The sequence below is a fragment of the Sphingomonas oligoaromativorans genome (assembly GCF_011762195.1).
Lineage (GTDB): Bacteria > Pseudomonadota > Alphaproteobacteria > Sphingomonadales > Sphingomonadaceae > Solisphingomonas > Solisphingomonas oligoaromativorans.
The window spans coordinates 363,547-378,145 of record NZ_JAASQK010000003.1 but is presented as its reverse complement, the minus strand read 5'-3'; the positions used below and the strand labels follow the sequence as shown (position 1 = coordinate 378,145).

Genomic DNA, 14,599 nt, shown 5'->3' with positions numbered 1-14,599 from the left:
TCCCCCGCCTGTCCTATCGCGTCACCCAGTCGCCCAGCACCTGCTCGACGCGGGCTTCCGGCGGCACCTGATTGAGCCCGATCCGGCGATCCAGCTCCTCATGCCAATGGTAGATCCGCCGCTCCTGATAATTGAGCGGTATCCCGCGAAAGCCGCCGCTCTCCAGCGAGTCCTGGATCTGGGGAGCGTATTGGAGATCCTCGTAGAGGATGCGCTCCCAGTTGCGGATGCGCGTCTCCCAGAGTGGATGCGGTTGCTCGGGATCATGGTCCGGCGCGATCCAGCTCGACACCACCCGGCAGCTTCGCGGCCCCGTCGGCCAGAATTGCAGGATCGGAATGCCGCTGTCCGAAGGCGGCATCACGAAATTGGGATAGATGTGATAGCTGACATTGTTGTTGGCCGCGAGATCGCCCACCGTATCGATCCGCGGCATTCCGATCGTGCCGGGATCCTTCCAGTCCGGCCGGCTGTTGGGCGTACACATGCGGCTGTGGCCATTGGGCCAGAGCGTGACGATCATGCCGCGATGATCGAGGAAGCGGTCCACCGTCGACTGGTGGATGGACTTGATGTGATAGACCTCCAGAAAGGCGTCGAGCAGCACCTTCACATTGCAGCCGACCTCATAGCTGCGGCTGTCGACGAGGCGCAGGCGGTCGAGCTGGAACTGATCCAGCTCCCTAGCCATCGGGCCGATATGATCGATCAGCGGCTGGGCGTCCGGGTCTTCGTTGATGAAGATCAGGCTGCCCAGCATCTCGCAGCGGACCGGCACCAGCGAACGGCAGGCGAAGTCCAGCTCGACGAAATCGCGCTTGTCGCGCACCGCCGTCAGCTTGCCCTCCAGCGTGTAGCTCCAGCCATGATAGCCGCACACGAAGCCGCGCGCCTCGCCCGCGTCTCCGGTCACCAGCGGCGCGCCGCGATGCTGGCAGGTGTTGTAGAAGGCGCGGACCTCTCCCTTCAGGTCGCGCAGCACGATCACGGGCGCGCCGGTGTTGCGGGTGAGGAACCAGCGGCCGGGCGTCGCCACCTGATCGGTGTGGCCCGCATAGAGCCAGGCCCGCTTCCACATGCGATCCTTCTCGAGCGTCAGAAATTCGGGATCGACATAGCGACGGCCGGGAATGTCGGGCAGCCTGGGAAAGCCCTCGGGCGGCCCCTTGCGCGCCCGCTCGTCGTCCATGCGCTGATAATCGTCCCGTGCCCGGTCGTGGTGGATGGCATCCATCGATCCTGTCCCGTCGGTCTTTTGTCGTTGCCGATTGACTCGACCTAGCACAGTTCGACATAAAAACAATCATGAATGCTTTTTTATCGACACCGCACGCCCTTTCGCTGCACCATCTGACGGCGCTCGATGCCACGCCGGAGGAATTGATCGCGATCGCGGGGGAACTGCGCTGCGATCATGTCTGCCTGTTCGCCCATGTCCCGGAGGCCGCGCGGCACGTCTATCCCCGTGTCGGCGAGGGCGATGTGCCGGCGGTGGCGGAAGCGTTGCGCAAGGCGGGCGTCACGCTGTGCAACATCGAGGTCTTTCCGCTCGATTCCGATCCCGACTGGGCGGGTTTCGGGAAAGCGCTGGCGGTCGGCCACGCACTCGGCGCGACACGCGCGACCGCGCATGTCCATGATGCCGACGAGGCCGAAGGCGCGCGGCGGCTGGCCCGGCTCTGCGACATGGCGGCGGGGTTCGGCATCATCGTCGGGCTGGAGTTCAACGGCTTCTCGGCGGTGCGGACGATCGATCGGGCGGCCGCGATCCTCGCCGCCGCGGATCGCGCCAATGTGGCGCTGGTGTGCGATATGCTGCACCTCGTGCGCAGCGGCGGCGGCGCGGCGGACGTAGCGCGGCATCGCGACCGGATCGGCTATCTCCAGCTTTCGGACGGCCCTTCCGACATCGCCGCCGATCTGCGCTGGCACGAAGCGATCCGCGAGCGGATGTTGCCCGGCGACGGCGCCTTCCCGCTCGCCGCGACTCTCGCCGCGATCCGGCCGGGCACGGTGATCGACATCGAAGTGCCGCAGGCCGCCGCGCGCAAGGCCGGTGTCAGCGCACGCGAACGGGCGCGCCGGGCCGTGACGGCCACGCGCCACCTTCTCCCCCGAGCCACCAGCGAGGCACGGCCATGAGCTTCCGTCCGCAGATCATCCAGCACGCCTGGGTCGTGCCCGATCTCGCCACCGCGGCGCACCGCTGGCACGCGACCACGGGCATCGGCCCCTTCCTCGTCAACCGCGAACTGAAGCTGGATCAGCCCCGCTATCGCGGCCAGCCGACCGCCACGCGCTTCTCCACCGCTGTCGCGCAGCATGGCGAGGTGCAGATCGAGCTCGTCGAGCAACATGACGACAGCCCGTCCGCCTATCGGGACACGGTGCCGGCGGGGACGATCGGTTTCCACCATGTCGCCTTCATCGCCGGGGATTTCGACGCCGCGCTGGCGCACTATACCGATCGGGCTTTCGCGGTGGCGGCGGACGGTCGCTTCGGGCCGATGCGCTACGCCTATGTCGATACCGCCGTGGCGCTCGGCCATATGATCGAGATCGTCGAGGACAAGCCGGCCATCCGCGCCTTCTTCGCGGCGGTCCGCAAGGCGGCCGAGCGCTGGGACGGCGATCCCGCGACGTTGCTGCGCGAACTAGGCTGACAGCGCCACCGCGCGACCGAAAGCGAAACCGCAGCTTTCGTCGACGATCTGGAGCAGCTCCACGACATTGCCGTCACAGTCGCGCCCATAGGTGGCGCGCGTCGCCGCCGATCCACCGGGCGGGCAGGCGAACTCCATGCCCAGCCCCCTCAGCCGCTCATATTCGGCGAAGACGTCGTCGCAATAGAAGCAGAAATGGATGAGGCCATGATCGCACATCCGCGGATGCATCTCGCGGCCCTGCGGCGCGGAATATTCGAACACCTCGATGTAGAGATTGCCCAGCCGGATCATCTGGTAGCGCGCCGCGCTGTCCTGCAAGCCAACCATGGTGTCGATGCGGTCGTTGCCCGGCTCCCAGCCCCCGCCGCCGCAGCGCTCGAAGCCGAACCAGCGTTCATAATGATCGACGAAACGGCCGATGTCCGGCGTCGAGACGGCGAGATGGTGAACGCCCCGGATCATGACGGCGCCCCGGCGGCCTTCGCCGCCTGCACCGCCGCGACGATCTCCGCATTGCGGGGATTGCGGCGCAGCGTCAGGCCGCCGCTCACCTGAAGCGTCTGCCCGGTCAGGAAGCAGGCATCGGAGGCGAGCCACGACACCGCCTCGGCGACATCCTCGCTGGTGCCCACCCGGCCGAGCGGATATTCCCTGGCGAAGGCCGCGATCACGGCCGGGTTGCGGCCGGCCTTGCCGGTCATCGGCGTCACCGTGAAGCCCGGCGCGACCGAATTGGCGCGGATGCCGCGATGGCCGAACTCGTTGGCGATGCAGCGGATGACATGATCGGCGCCGGCCTTGGTGCCCATATAGGCGGCGTGATCCTCCAGCATGATCGTCGCCGTGGCAGAGGATATCTGGATCAGAGACCCGCCGTCGCGCATCACACGCAGCATGGCCTGATAGAAGAGAAAAGCGCCGACGAACTGGAGCGCGGTGATCCGCTCGATCTCCTCCTTCGACGTATCGAGGAAGGGGCGGAGCAGGCCCCAGCCGGTGGCGTTGACGGCGATGTCCACCCCGCCGAAACGCTCCCGCGCCGTGGAGGCGAGCCGCGCCAGATCCGCCTCGCTGGTGAGGTCGCAATCGTCGACGGCGAGGCCGCCCAGTTCCGCCGCCAACTCGGCCAGCGGCTCGGGATCGCGTCCGGCGACCACCAGCCGCGCGCCGTCGGCCGCCAGGCGCCGGGCGATCGCCTGCGCCATATTGCCCCGGCCGGCAGCCCCCACGACCACCGCCACCTTTCCCGTCAGATCGGCCATGCTCCTCTCCTTTTACTCGATAAAGACATTCATGACTGCTTTTTTCAAGACTCGATCCGCACAACCCCGTCGCTCGCAAACGCAGCACAAAATCCCGGTTTCCGAGGTGAAGCAGCCTCATAAAAAAGACATTTATGATTGTTTTTTGCAAGCGACATGCTAAGCCGGTCGCAACAGGGAGCCACATGAACCGATGGACGATGACCAGCCGACCGCCCCGCCGCGCCCCCAGGCCCGCCCCGATCCGAGCGATCCCACGCGGCCGAAACGCGGGCTCGACGAAGCGGCGCTGGCGACGCGCGAGACGGTATTCCGGCCGGACCTGCTCGCCGGCCATCGCATCCTGATTACCGGCGGCGGCAGCGGCATGGGCAAGGCGGCCGCCTTCCTCGCCGCGCGGCTGGGCGCCGACGTCGCGATCTGCGGGCGGGCGGCGGAGAAGCTGGAAGCCACGCGCGATGCGATCCGCGCCGCCACCGGGCGCGACATCCTGATCCGCGCCATGACCATCCGCGATCCCGATGCCTGCGAGGCGCTGATCGGCGAGGTGCATGACCGGCTGGGCGGGCTCGACACCCTGGTCAACAATGCCGGCGGACAATTCCCGCAGGATGCGATCGATTTCAGCCGCAAGGGCTGGCTGGCGGTGATCGACACCAATCTGAACGGCACCTGGTGGATGATGCAGGAGGCCGCCCGACGCTGGCGGGCGGAGGGCCAGCCGGGGCATGTCATCAACATGGTCGCCAATGTCGAACGCGGGATGCCGCAGGCGGCGCACACCTGCGCGGCGCGGGCGGGCGTGATCTATCTGTCCAGGACGGTCGCGACCGAGTGGGCGCCCTTCCGCATCCGGGTGAACTGCGTCGGCCCCGGCGTGATCGAGACGGAGGGTTTCGGCGTCTATCCCGAGGAGGCGCTCGGGCGCTTCCATATGGCCAATCCGATGAAGGTGCGCGGCAATGCGTGGGATGTGGCGGAAGCGATCGTCTATCTGGCCTCGCCGGCGGCGCGTTTCGTCAATGGCGACCTGATGATTATCGACGGCGGTCAGGCTCAGTGGGGCGTGGTGTGGCCGGGCGGGATGCCGGACTATTTCAACGAAGGCGGCGCGGCCTGACGACGCGCGCGAGGGAGACGAGGATGACGGGACGGGTGGCCGGCAAGGTGGCGCTGGTGACGGGCGGCGGCTCGGGGCTCGGCAAGGCCGATTGCGAGGCGCTGGCCCGCGAAGGCGCCGTCGTCATCGTCACCGACGTGAGGCTGGAGCCGGCGCAGAAGGTCGCCGATGCCATCGGCGGCGTGGCGATGGCGCTCGACGTCGCCTCCGAGGAGCAATGGATCGCCACCATCCGCGCCATCGAGGATCGGTTCGGCCGGCTGGATATCCTCGTCAACAATGCCGGCGTCGTGCTCTCCGCCGATGTCGAGGGGACGACGCTGGACCAGTTCCGCTTCGTCAATGCCGTGATGAGCGAGGGTGTCTTCCTCGGCTGCAAATATGCCATTCCGCTGATGAACAGGGGCGGTGGCGGATCGATCATCAACATGTCGTCGACCGGCGCGCTGCTCGGCTACCCGATCTTCTTCGCCTACTCCGCCGCCAAGGGCGCGGTGCGGTCGATGACCAAGTCGATCGCGGTGATGTGTCAGGAGAAGGGTTACAAGATCCGCTGCAACTCGGTGCATCCCGGCGCGATCGAGACACCGATGGTGCAGGAGGCCGAGGGAAGGCCCGGCGATGAGCAGGCGGTGCCCGAAGGCGTGCTGCCCGCAGGCTCCAAGGGGGCTCCGGCCGACATCGCCGCGATGGTGCTGTTCCTCGCCTCCGATGAATCGCGTTTCGTCACCGGCGCCGAATTCGTCGTCGACAATGCGGTGACGATCCGCCCCTTCTGAGGCTGGCGCTACTTCGCCAGCCAGCGATCCAGTTCCGTATGGAAATGGCGCAGCCGCGCCTCCTACTCGCCCCAGAGCGGGCCGCGGAAGCCGCGCGAGCGCGCGCCCGCCTGCACGATCGGCAGCAGATCGCTGTCCTGATCGAGCACCTCGCCCATGCCCGGCGGCTCGCCGAGCCCGGTGTGGATCACCTCCGGCCGCGTGGCGCCGGTGAGGTCCACCTCATCGCCCAACCCCATCCACAGCGGCGCGCCATAGCCCGGCACGTCGATATGCCGGTACAGGATCGTGGTGTCGTAGACGAACTGCTCGGGGTCGTCCGCGTGCGGCTTGAAACGGTGGAGGAACACCGCCTCGGGATGGCAACCGATCTGGGCATTGGGAAAGATGCCGAAGATCGTGCTGTCGGTGAGTTGCGCATCGCTGAACCGGCCATAATCGAGGCCGAGCTTCGCCGCCCGGTCGCGCTTGGCCATGGCGATCGCCGAGCGGCTGTCCTGCGCGGTGCCCTGGAAAGTCGCCGGGTCCAGCCCCGCATCGCTGAGCATCACGGCGATGCCGGGGTTGATCCCCTGCTGATCGGGGAAATGCGAATTGGGCTGGCCGAAGGGCACGAACTGGCGGCTCATGCCATGGGCATAGAGATCGATATGGGTGCGATCGTCGAGCATCCCCATCGTCTGCGGGTGGATCGCGTGGAGATGATAGCTTTCGTAGAAGGCATCGATCCCCCCCTTCCAATTGGCCGCCCAGTCCGATCGGCGATGCTGGACGACGTGCATCTTCCCGATCTCATAGGTCTCCAGCATCGGCAGGATGTCGCCGAGATATTCGGCGAGCGGCGGTACGTCGTCGGACATCGAGAGGAAGACGAGACCCGCCGCCTCATCCACCTTCACCGAGGTGAGATCCGTGCCGTGGCACAGCACCTCGGGGCGGAAGGTCTCGGCATCGGTGACGCGCAGGTTGCGGCCATCGAGGCCGAACTGCCAGCTATGGAAGGGACAGGTGAAGCTGGCCTGCGAGCCGACATCCCCCGTCACCAGCCGGCTGCCGCGATGCGGGCAGACATTGTAGTGCGCGGCCAGCCCGCCATCCTCGCGGCGGACGATGAGGAAGCTCTCGGCGCCGATGTCGAACTTCATCCAGTCGCCGGGCTCGCGCACGTCGCTGACCGGCCCGGCGAACAGCCAGGTCTTCGTGAAGACCTTCTCCCACTCCGCCTCGAAGAACGCCCGCGAGGTATAGCGGATCGGATCGGGCCGCGCGGTGCCGTTGTCGACATGGGGCGCCGCCCGGTCGAACGGATGTCGCGAGTCCCGGTGGACCGTCCAGCCGCGCGGATCATAGTTCATGCGCCCTCTCCCATCTTCCGGTCGAGTTCGGCATGGAAATGGCGCAGCCTCGCCTCCTGCTCGCTCCACAGCGGCCCGCGGAAGCCGCGCGACCGTGCGCCGGCCTGCACGATCGGCAGCAGATCGCTGTCCTGATCGAGCACCTCGCCGAGCCCCGGAGGCTCGCCGAGGCCGGTATGGACGATGTCCGGCCGCATCTCCCCGGTCAGGTCGATATCCTCGCCCAGCCCCATCCAGGCGGGCGCCGCATAGCCCGGCGCGTCGATGTGCCGGTAGAGAATGCAGGTGTCGTAGGTGAACTGGTTGGGATCGGTCGGGTGCGGCAGGAAGCGGTGGAGGAACACCGCCTCGGGGTGGCAACCGATCTGAGTGTTGGGGAACAGGCTGTAGACCGTCGAATCGCTCAACTGCGTATCGCTGAACTTGTCATAATCGAGCCCGTAGTCGGCCGCGCGCCGGCGCTTGGCGGCCTGTATGGCGGCGCGCGTCTCGTGCGCGGTGCCGGAGAAGGTCGCGGGGTCGATGCCGGCATCGCGCAGCATCATGGCGATGCCCGGATTGACGCTCTCCTGATCGGCGAAGCGCGGGCTCGGCTGGGCAAAGGGCACGAACTGCCGGCTGAAGCCGCCCGGATAGAGATCGATCTGCGTGCGGTCGTCCATCAGGCACTGAGTCTGCGGATGGACGGCATGGAGATGGTAGATCTCGGCGAAGGCATCCACCCCGCCCTTCCAGTTCGCCCCCCAATCCGACCGGCGATGCTGGACGACGTTCATCCGATCCATGTCGTAGAGCTCGAGATGCGGCAGGATCGGCGCCAGCCATTCCCTGAGCGGCTGGATATCCGGGTCCATCGCGATGAAGACGAGGCCCGCCGCCTCCTCGCAGCGCACAGACGTCATGTCGAGATCGTGGCAGAGCACCTCGGGCCGGAAGGTCTCGCGATCGGTGACGGCGATATTCTCGCCCTCCAGGCTGAACTGCCAGCTATGGAAGGGGCAGGTGAACCGGGAGACGCTGCCGAAATCCTGCGTCACAAGCCGGCTGCCGCGGTGCGGGCAGACGTTGTAATGCGCGTGGACGTCACCATCCTCGCCGCGCACGATGATGAAGCTCTCGCGGCCGATGTCGAACCGCGCGAAATCGCCGGGCTCGCGCACATCGGAGATCGGGCAGGCGAGCAGCCAGCTCTTCGCGAACACCCGCTCCCACTCGGCATCGGCGAAGGCCTTGTCATGATAGCGGTCCGGCTTCGGCCGCGCCGTGCCATTGTCGATATAGCGGTGCGCGTTGAACGGGTGCGGCGCGCCGATGTGGATATCCCACAGGCGGAAATCGAAGTTCATCGCCCTCTCTCCTGCCGAGTCCGGGTCGGGCCGGATCGACAAGCATAAAAAAACATGCATGAATGTTTGACAAGTCGGAATCGCAACCGGGCGGCCGACCCGCCGGCAACCGGGAGGAGAATGGGATGAGCCGTGCGTTCGGGCCGATCTTTCAGGTCGCTTATGTGGTGGAGGATGTGGAGGCCCATATCGACCACTGGACAAGGACGATGGGCGTCGGCCCCTTCTTCCGCTTCCCGCTGCCGCTCCCCTTCGCTTGGCTGGAGGTGCGCGGCGAGCGCGTGCCGGTGGATGCGCCGATCTACGAAAGCGTGGCGATCGCCTACAGCGGCGAGACGATGATCGAACTGATCCAGCCCGGCCCCGCCCCGTCCACCTATCGCGAATTTCTCGATGCCGGGCGGAAGGGCGTCCACCATCTCGGCACCTTCACCGACGACTATGACAAGCAGATGGCCGCCGCCCGCGCGGCCGGCATCGGCGTGGCGCTGGAGGGCGCGCTGCCGCTCTCCCGCTTTGCCTATCTCGATACCGACATCCTGTTCCCCGGCACGATGGTGGAGGTCATCGAGCCCCGTCCCTCGATGATCGAGCTGTTCGATGGGATCAGGGCCGCCTGCCGCGACTGGGACGGTCGGGAGCGCATACGGGCGATGTAGCCCGCGTCAGGGCTTGCCCTTGCGCAGACCATCCGCCCGCATACGCAGATATTGGCGGAGATGGGCGCGATCCTCGGCGCTCAGTTCCTCGAAGCGGGGCATTCCGTTGGGCACCAGCATTCCGTCATGGACGATGGCATCGAACGTCTCCGGCGAGACGATCGCGCCCGAGGTGCGCAGGTCCGGCGCGGTGCCGCCCGCGATCGCGCCGCCGCCATGGCAGACCGCGCAGCGCATGTTGAAGATCGCCTCCCCGACCTTGGCGGCGACAGGATCGGCCTTGAAGTCCGGGTCGCTCACCGCCTTCGGCGTGTAGGGAATCTTCGGCGGCAGCGTCCCCTTGCCGTCGAGCGCGAAGGTCAGCACGCGGCGCGCCTGCGTGCGGTAATCGATGCCGAACTTCGCGAGCAGCGGGCCGAACAGCCCGGCGCTCGTTCCCATGCCGGCGATCACCGTCACATATTGTCGGCCGTGGACCATATAGGTGATCGGCGGCGCCACCACGGCGGCCCTGGCGTCGAAGGTCCAGAGCGTCTTGCCGTTTGCCGCGTCATAGGCGGTGAAGCTCGAATCCGGGTGCCCCTGAAAGACGAGGCCGCCGCCCGTCGCCATCACCCCGCCGTTGAAATGGCCCGGCATCGGAAGCCGCCACGCCTGCGTCTGCGTCACCGGATTCCAGGCGACGAGATAGCCCTGCGTCTTCTCCCCCTTCGGCACCTCGATATCGGGCCGCACGCCATAATCGAGCGCCATCCCGCCGACGCGCTGCCAGTTGGCGGCGGTGATGCCGCTGTCGTCATAGGTGACCTGAAGGTCGATCGCGGGGATATAGACGAGCCCCGTCTGCGGGCTGAACGCCATCGGCGGCCAGCTATGCGCGCCGACCGGCGTGGGGCGGAAGGTCACCGGCCCCTTCTCGTAATGGATGTTGGGTTCTTCCACCGGGCGGCCGGTCTTGAGGTCGATGCTCTTCGCCCAGGTGGTGGTGACGAACGGCTTGGCCGAGATCAGCCTCCCGTCGGTGCGGTCGATCACATAGAGGAAACCGTTCTTGGGCGCGGTGATGAGCACCTTGCGCGGTTTCCCGTCGATGGTGAGATCCGCCAGTTCCATGTCCATCGCGGCGTTGAAGTCCCAGCTTTCGCCGGGGTTGATCTGATAATGCCATTTGTACGCACCGGTCTTCGCGTCGACGGCGACGATCGAGCAGAGGAAGAGATTGTCGCCCTTGCCCTCGCTGCGGATCTTGCGGTTCCAGGGGCTGCCGTTGCCGGTGCCGAGCAGGATGGTGTCGCTTTCCGCGTCATAGGTGATGGCGTTCCACACCGTGCCGCCGCCGCCATATTTCCACCACGGGCCTGCCCAGGTCTTCGCGGCCATCGCCATGGCCTTGTTCTCGAAGCCCTTCGAGGGGTCGCCGGGCACCGTGTAGAAGCGCCATCTCTGCTGGCCCGTCTCGGCGTCATAGGCGGTGGCGTAGCCTCGGATCGAGGCCTCGTCGGCGCCGCCATGGCCGATGATGACCATCCCGTCGAACGCACGCGGCGGGCCGGAGATGAAGCGCTGGTCGTCCTTGCCCATCGTCTCGGCGGTCCAGACCGGCCGGCCCGTCTTCGCGTCGATCGCGATCAGCCGGCCGTCCTGCGTGCCGATGAAGACCTTGCCGTTCCAATAGGCGATGCCGCGGCTGCCCCAGCCCTGCCGGAGCTTGTGGCCGGAGACTTCGGGCGCCTTGGGATCATAGGTCCACAACAGCCTGCCCGTCGCCGCCTCGAAGGCGCGAACGACGGCATAGCCGGTCGCGGTATAGACGGTGCCGCCCACCTCGATCGGCCCGCTGGCCGGGTTGCCGGGCGGCAGATCATAGGACCAGACGAGGCCGAGCCGCTTCACCGTGTCGCGGTTGATCTGATCGAGCGGGCTGTAATGCTGCTCGCCATAGGTGCGCCCGAAGGCCGGCCAGTCCCGCCCGTCGCTGCCGTCATGGAGCTGCTCGCGCCAGCCCGGCGGCCCCATGTCCGGCACCACCGCCACCTTCCCGGCCGGCGCCCCCGAAGGGGAATGGCAGGCCGGCAGCGCCAGAGCGGAGCACAGGCAGGCAAGGACACCAGCACGCATCGGCGATCCCCATTCTCGTCAGGCGCCAGAACAGCATGAATGCAGGGATATCCACCTGATTCATCGATACTTTTTAATATGATCCTGCTAGGATCAGGGCATCGCGAGTCTCCCCCGCCCGATGGCCGATCGTTCGCCCGAAGAAGGGATCGAGAAGGAGGAGAGACCATGCCCAATATCGACGTGCCTGACGCCCATATGACCGATCCGCTCGGCTATGTGCTGAGCCATCACGCGCCGGAGATCGGCCGCGCCGCCGGCGATTTCGTGCGCTCTGTCTATCAGTCGATGCGCCTGCCGCTCCGCGTCGCCGAGGCCGCGCGCTACCGCACCGCGCAGATCAACGGTTGCCTCGTCTGCCAGAGCTTCCGCGCCGGCGACCATCTCGATGCCTATCTGGAATCGGTCGGCGGCGATGCCTCGCGCTCGGTGGTGGCGCGGGGTGGAGAGAAGCCGGACGAAGCCTTCTACGCGGCGGTGGCGGAATGGCGCGCCTCGCCGCTGTTCGACACGCGCGAGCGGCTCGCCATCGAATATGCCGAGCGACTGGCCGACAATCCGCGCGACCTGCCGCAGGACGGCGCCTTCTGGGATCGCCTCCGCGCCGCCTACAGCGACGCCGAGATCGCCGACCTGACGCTGGCGATCGGCTGCTGGATGGCGATGGGCCGCTTCACCCATGTGCTCGGCCTCGACACGGTGTGCATGACGGACATGCTCCAGCCCGCCGGCTGATGCGACAAGGGCGGCCGGCAGACATGCGGGCCGCCCCATCGCTCAATTGCCGAACTTGAAGCCGAACTCGGCGCCGAAATAGCGCGGCGCGCCATATTGGCCGTCCGCCCACAGGCCGCCCACCACCTGCGCCGCCGTCAGATAGCGCTTGTCAGTGAGATTGCGGCCGACGAAGCGGACATAATATTTGTCCTGCGCCTCGGCGAGCGTGAGCGAGGCGTTCACCAGCGTGCGGGCGTTGAGATAGGTGTTCTCGTCCGGGCTGGTGATCGACTGGGTAGCGAGGTTGCGCCCGGTATAGGCGACGTTGCCGTTGAGCTGGACCTTGTAACGATCCCCCAGCGGCATCTCGTAGGTGGCGTCCACGGTCCACTGCCATTTCGGCAGACGATCGAGCGGTGCGGTCGAGAGGTCGTAGCCGGCCGGGATCGGCGTCACATATTTCTTATATTTGCCATCCTGATAGCCCATCACGCCGCGCAGCGTGAGGCCGTGGACGGGGATCAGCGTCGTCTCCAGCTCGACACCCTTCACCGTCGCCTTGGCGGCGTTGAAGAAGCGCGTCACCTGGAATTGCTGGCCATCCACCACCAGCGGCACGACGATCTGCTTCTGGAGGTTTGTGTAGTCGACATAGAAGCCGGTCAGGTTGAAGCGCAGGTGGTGATCGAGCAGTTCGGTCTTCACGCCGGCTTCATAGCTGTCCGCCTTCTCCGGCTTGGTCGCCGAGGCGGCTTCGGCGAAGGCCTGCTGATTCTCGGTGCCGTCCGCATTCACGAAGGGGTGGAAGCTGCCGATCTGATCGTTGAAGCCGCCGCCCTTGAAGCCGCGCGAATAGGTCGCATAGCCGTAGATGGTCGGCGTCGCCTGCCAGCCGATGCTGGCGCGCCACGTCGGCTCGTTGGCCCGGTCCTTCACCTTGATGACGCCATCGGGATAGGCGAAGACATTGGCGTCGAGCGCATCCTGCAACACGATCGACGGATCGAAGCCGCCGGTGAGCTGCTGCTGGAACACCTGCTGGCGGCCCCACCAGGTCTTGCGTTCCCAGGTGTAGCGGCCGCCGGCGGTCAGCGTCAGCGTCGGCGTGATCTTCAGCGTTCCCTCGATGAATGCCGCCGTCGAGCGCGCGTGCTGGGCATTGCAGAGCAGATAGGGATTGTCGTTCCACGGCCCGAACGCCAGCGGCCCGCTCGACAGATCGAGGAAGCCGAGGAGCTGCGCCACGCAGAAGTCGGTATTGTCCTTCTGATAGAAGCCGCCGGCGACGAAGTTGAACGGCCCCTTGAACGAGGACGCGAAGCGCAGCTCCTCCTGCCATGTCTTGCGGTTATCGTCGCGCTGGGCGTCGAACAGCGAGAGCACCGTTCCGTCCGACGCGACCGGCGCCGAGCCCATATAGGTGTTGGGCAGGCGTGAGCGCTGATAGCGATAGCCGCTGACCGAGGTGAAGGTGCCCCAGTCCATCTTATAGTCCATGGTGAGATAGCCGCCGTCGACCGAGATCTTCTGCCCCGATCCCATCTTGAGCAGCGCACCCTGCCGGTTGGTGATCGCGGCATTGTCGAGCGGGTCGCTGTGCTGGTTGGCGGCGGCGCCGAGCCCGAGCGTCGAGAACAGAAATGCGCTGCTGTCCGGCGTCAGATTGATCGCCGGCACGCTGTCCGACCGATCGCGCAGATATTCATATTGGGCGAGCGCGGTGAAGTTGGAGCTGGGCTCCCACAACAGCTTGGCGCGGGCGTTCCACACATCCTGCCCGCCGATCGCCTTGCCGTTGCCGCACCCTTGCGCACCGGCGAACTTGCTCGCGAAGGCCGAGGTGTTGAGCGGCGTCACGGGGCCGAAGCAGCCACCATCATGATAATAGCCGTCCGATCCGGTGTGGCCGATCACACCCCGGAAGGCGAGCGTGTGGCCGATCGGGATGTTCACCGCGCCCTGCGGGATCACCGTGCCGAAGCTGCCGGTCTGCATCCGGCCTTCCACCTCGAAATGATCGAGGTCCGGCCGCTTGGTCTTCACCACCACGGCGCCGCCGGTCGTGTTCTTGCCGAACAGCGTGCCCTGAGGGCCGCGCAGCACCTCCACCTGCGCGACGTCGAACGTGTCGAGCAACTGGGTCTGCACCGAGGGCACGACGAAATCGTCGACCAGCACCGCCACCGGCGGCTCGAAATAGACGATGATGTTGTTCTGGCCGACACCGCGGATCGAGAAGGACGCCGCGTTGAAACCGGTGATCGTCGCCGCCGAGAAGTTCGGCACGAAGGCGGCCAGATCGCCGATATTGCGGGGGCTCGCCTGCTGGATCAACTGCGAGTCCACGGCGGACACCGCGATCGGCGTCGTCTGAAGATTGGTCGCGCGCCGGGTGGCGGTGACGACGATTTCCTGAAGGCCGCTCGTCCCCGCTGTCGATGGGGCAGCCGCCTCGGCGGCAGGCGTCGGGGTGGGCGGCGGCGGCGCATCCTGCCCCCATGCCGGAGAAGCCATCGCGGCCATTGCAATGACGCCGAACGCGGTACTGCTCAACCACCGATGATGGGTCATCCCCTC

General features: G+C 66.5%; 13 protein-coding genes. 6 read left to right on the top strand and 7 right to left on the bottom strand.

Going from position 1 to position 14,599, the window contains the following annotated elements; genetic code table 11:
* Nucleotides 1-13: 13 nt before the first annotated feature.
* The gene (locus FHS98_RS08240; RefSeq protein ID WP_167102757.1) at nt 14-1,234 is read right to left on the bottom strand and encodes an aromatic ring-hydroxylating oxygenase subunit alpha; all 1,221 of its coding nucleotides are present in this window, start codon (nt 1,232-1,234) and stop codon (nt 14-16) included.
* 71 nt (nt 1,235-1,305) lie between these two features.
* On the opposite strand from FHS98_RS08240, the gene FHS98_RS08235 reads away from it, so the two are divergent.
* Together FHS98_RS08235 and FHS98_RS08230 are read left to right on the top strand one after the other, a co-directional pair.
* Nucleotides 1,306-2,142 (top strand): sugar phosphate isomerase/epimerase family protein, encoded by an 837-nt coding sequence (locus tag FHS98_RS08235; RefSeq protein WP_167102754.1) that lies wholly within the window; start codon nt 1,306-1,308, stop codon nt 2,140-2,142.
* Complete coding sequence (locus tag FHS98_RS08230) at nt 2,139-2,663, top strand: VOC family protein (protein ID WP_167102751.1); 525 nt, start codon at nt 2,139-2,141, stop codon at nt 2,661-2,663. The genes FHS98_RS08235 and FHS98_RS08230 overlap by 4 nt, the downstream gene beginning before the upstream one ends.
* Here the strand turns inward: FHS98_RS08230 and FHS98_RS08225 are convergent.
* Both FHS98_RS08225 and FHS98_RS08220 read right to left on the bottom strand, forming a co-directional pair.
* Nucleotides 2,655-3,128, bottom strand: coding sequence for a VOC family protein (locus tag FHS98_RS08225; protein WP_167102748.1), 474 nt, complete (start codon nt 3,126-3,128; stop codon nt 2,655-2,657). The genes FHS98_RS08230 and FHS98_RS08225 overlap by 9 nt on opposite strands.
* Nucleotides 3,125-3,928 (bottom strand): SDR family oxidoreductase, encoded by an 804-nt coding sequence (locus tag FHS98_RS08220; protein ID WP_167102745.1) that lies wholly within the window; start codon nt 3,926-3,928, stop codon nt 3,125-3,127. The genes FHS98_RS08225 and FHS98_RS08220 overlap by 4 nt, the downstream gene beginning before the upstream one ends.
* Nucleotides 3,929-4,121: 193 nt before the next feature.
* Here FHS98_RS08220 and FHS98_RS08215 point away from each other — a divergent pair, with 193 nt between their 5' ends.
* On the top strand, nt 4,122-5,048 hold the full coding sequence (locus FHS98_RS08215; protein WP_167102742.1) for an SDR family oxidoreductase: 927 nt from the start codon (nt 4,122-4,124) through the stop codon (nt 5,046-5,048).
* Between the two features lie 23 nt (nt 5,049-5,071).
* Nucleotides 5,072-5,827 carry an SDR family oxidoreductase gene (locus tag FHS98_RS08210; protein WP_167102739.1) on the top strand — a complete coding sequence of 252 codons (756 nt, stop codon included), beginning with the start codon at nt 5,072-5,074 and terminating at the stop codon, nt 5,825-5,827.
* Nucleotides 5,828-5,889: 62 nt separating this feature from the next.
* Here FHS98_RS08210 and FHS98_RS08205 read toward each other — a convergent pair whose 3' ends face one another.
* Together FHS98_RS08205 and FHS98_RS08200 are read right to left on the bottom strand one after the other, a co-directional pair.
* Nucleotides 5,890-7,182, bottom strand: a complete 1,293-nt coding sequence (locus FHS98_RS08205; RefSeq protein ID WP_167102736.1) for an aromatic ring-hydroxylating oxygenase subunit alpha — start codon at nt 7,180-7,182, stop codon at nt 5,890-5,892.
* Complete coding sequence (locus FHS98_RS08200) at nt 7,179-8,528, bottom strand: aromatic ring-hydroxylating oxygenase subunit alpha (RefSeq protein WP_167102733.1); 1,350 nt, start codon at nt 8,526-8,528, stop codon at nt 7,179-7,181. The genes FHS98_RS08205 and FHS98_RS08200 overlap by 4 nt, the downstream gene beginning before the upstream one ends.
* 125 nt (nt 8,529-8,653) lie before the next feature.
* On the opposite strand from FHS98_RS08200, the gene FHS98_RS08195 reads away from it, so the two are divergent.
* Complete coding sequence (locus FHS98_RS08195) at nt 8,654-9,187, top strand: VOC family protein (RefSeq protein WP_167102729.1); 534 nt, start codon at nt 8,654-8,656, stop codon at nt 9,185-9,187.
* 6 nt (nt 9,188-9,193) lie between these two features.
* On the opposite strand, the gene FHS98_RS08190 is transcribed toward FHS98_RS08195, so the two are convergent.
* Complete coding sequence (locus FHS98_RS08190) at nt 9,194-11,305, bottom strand: PQQ-dependent dehydrogenase, methanol/ethanol family (protein WP_243847910.1); 2,112 nt, start codon at nt 11,303-11,305, stop codon at nt 9,194-9,196.
* A 168-nt stretch (nt 11,306-11,473) separates the two neighbouring features.
* Here FHS98_RS08190 and FHS98_RS08185 point away from each other — a divergent pair, with 168 nt between their 5' ends.
* Nucleotides 11,474-12,040, top strand: coding sequence for a carboxymuconolactone decarboxylase family protein (locus FHS98_RS08185; RefSeq protein ID WP_167102726.1), 567 nt, complete (start codon nt 11,474-11,476; stop codon nt 12,038-12,040).
* Between the two features lie 42 nt (nt 12,041-12,082).
* Here the strand turns inward: FHS98_RS08185 and FHS98_RS08180 are convergent, their stop codons facing one another.
* Entirely contained in the window at nt 12,083-14,593 is a 2,511-nt protein-coding gene (locus FHS98_RS08180) for a TonB-dependent receptor (protein ID WP_167102723.1), read from the bottom strand.
* Nucleotides 14,594-14,599: the final 6 nt, after the last annotated feature.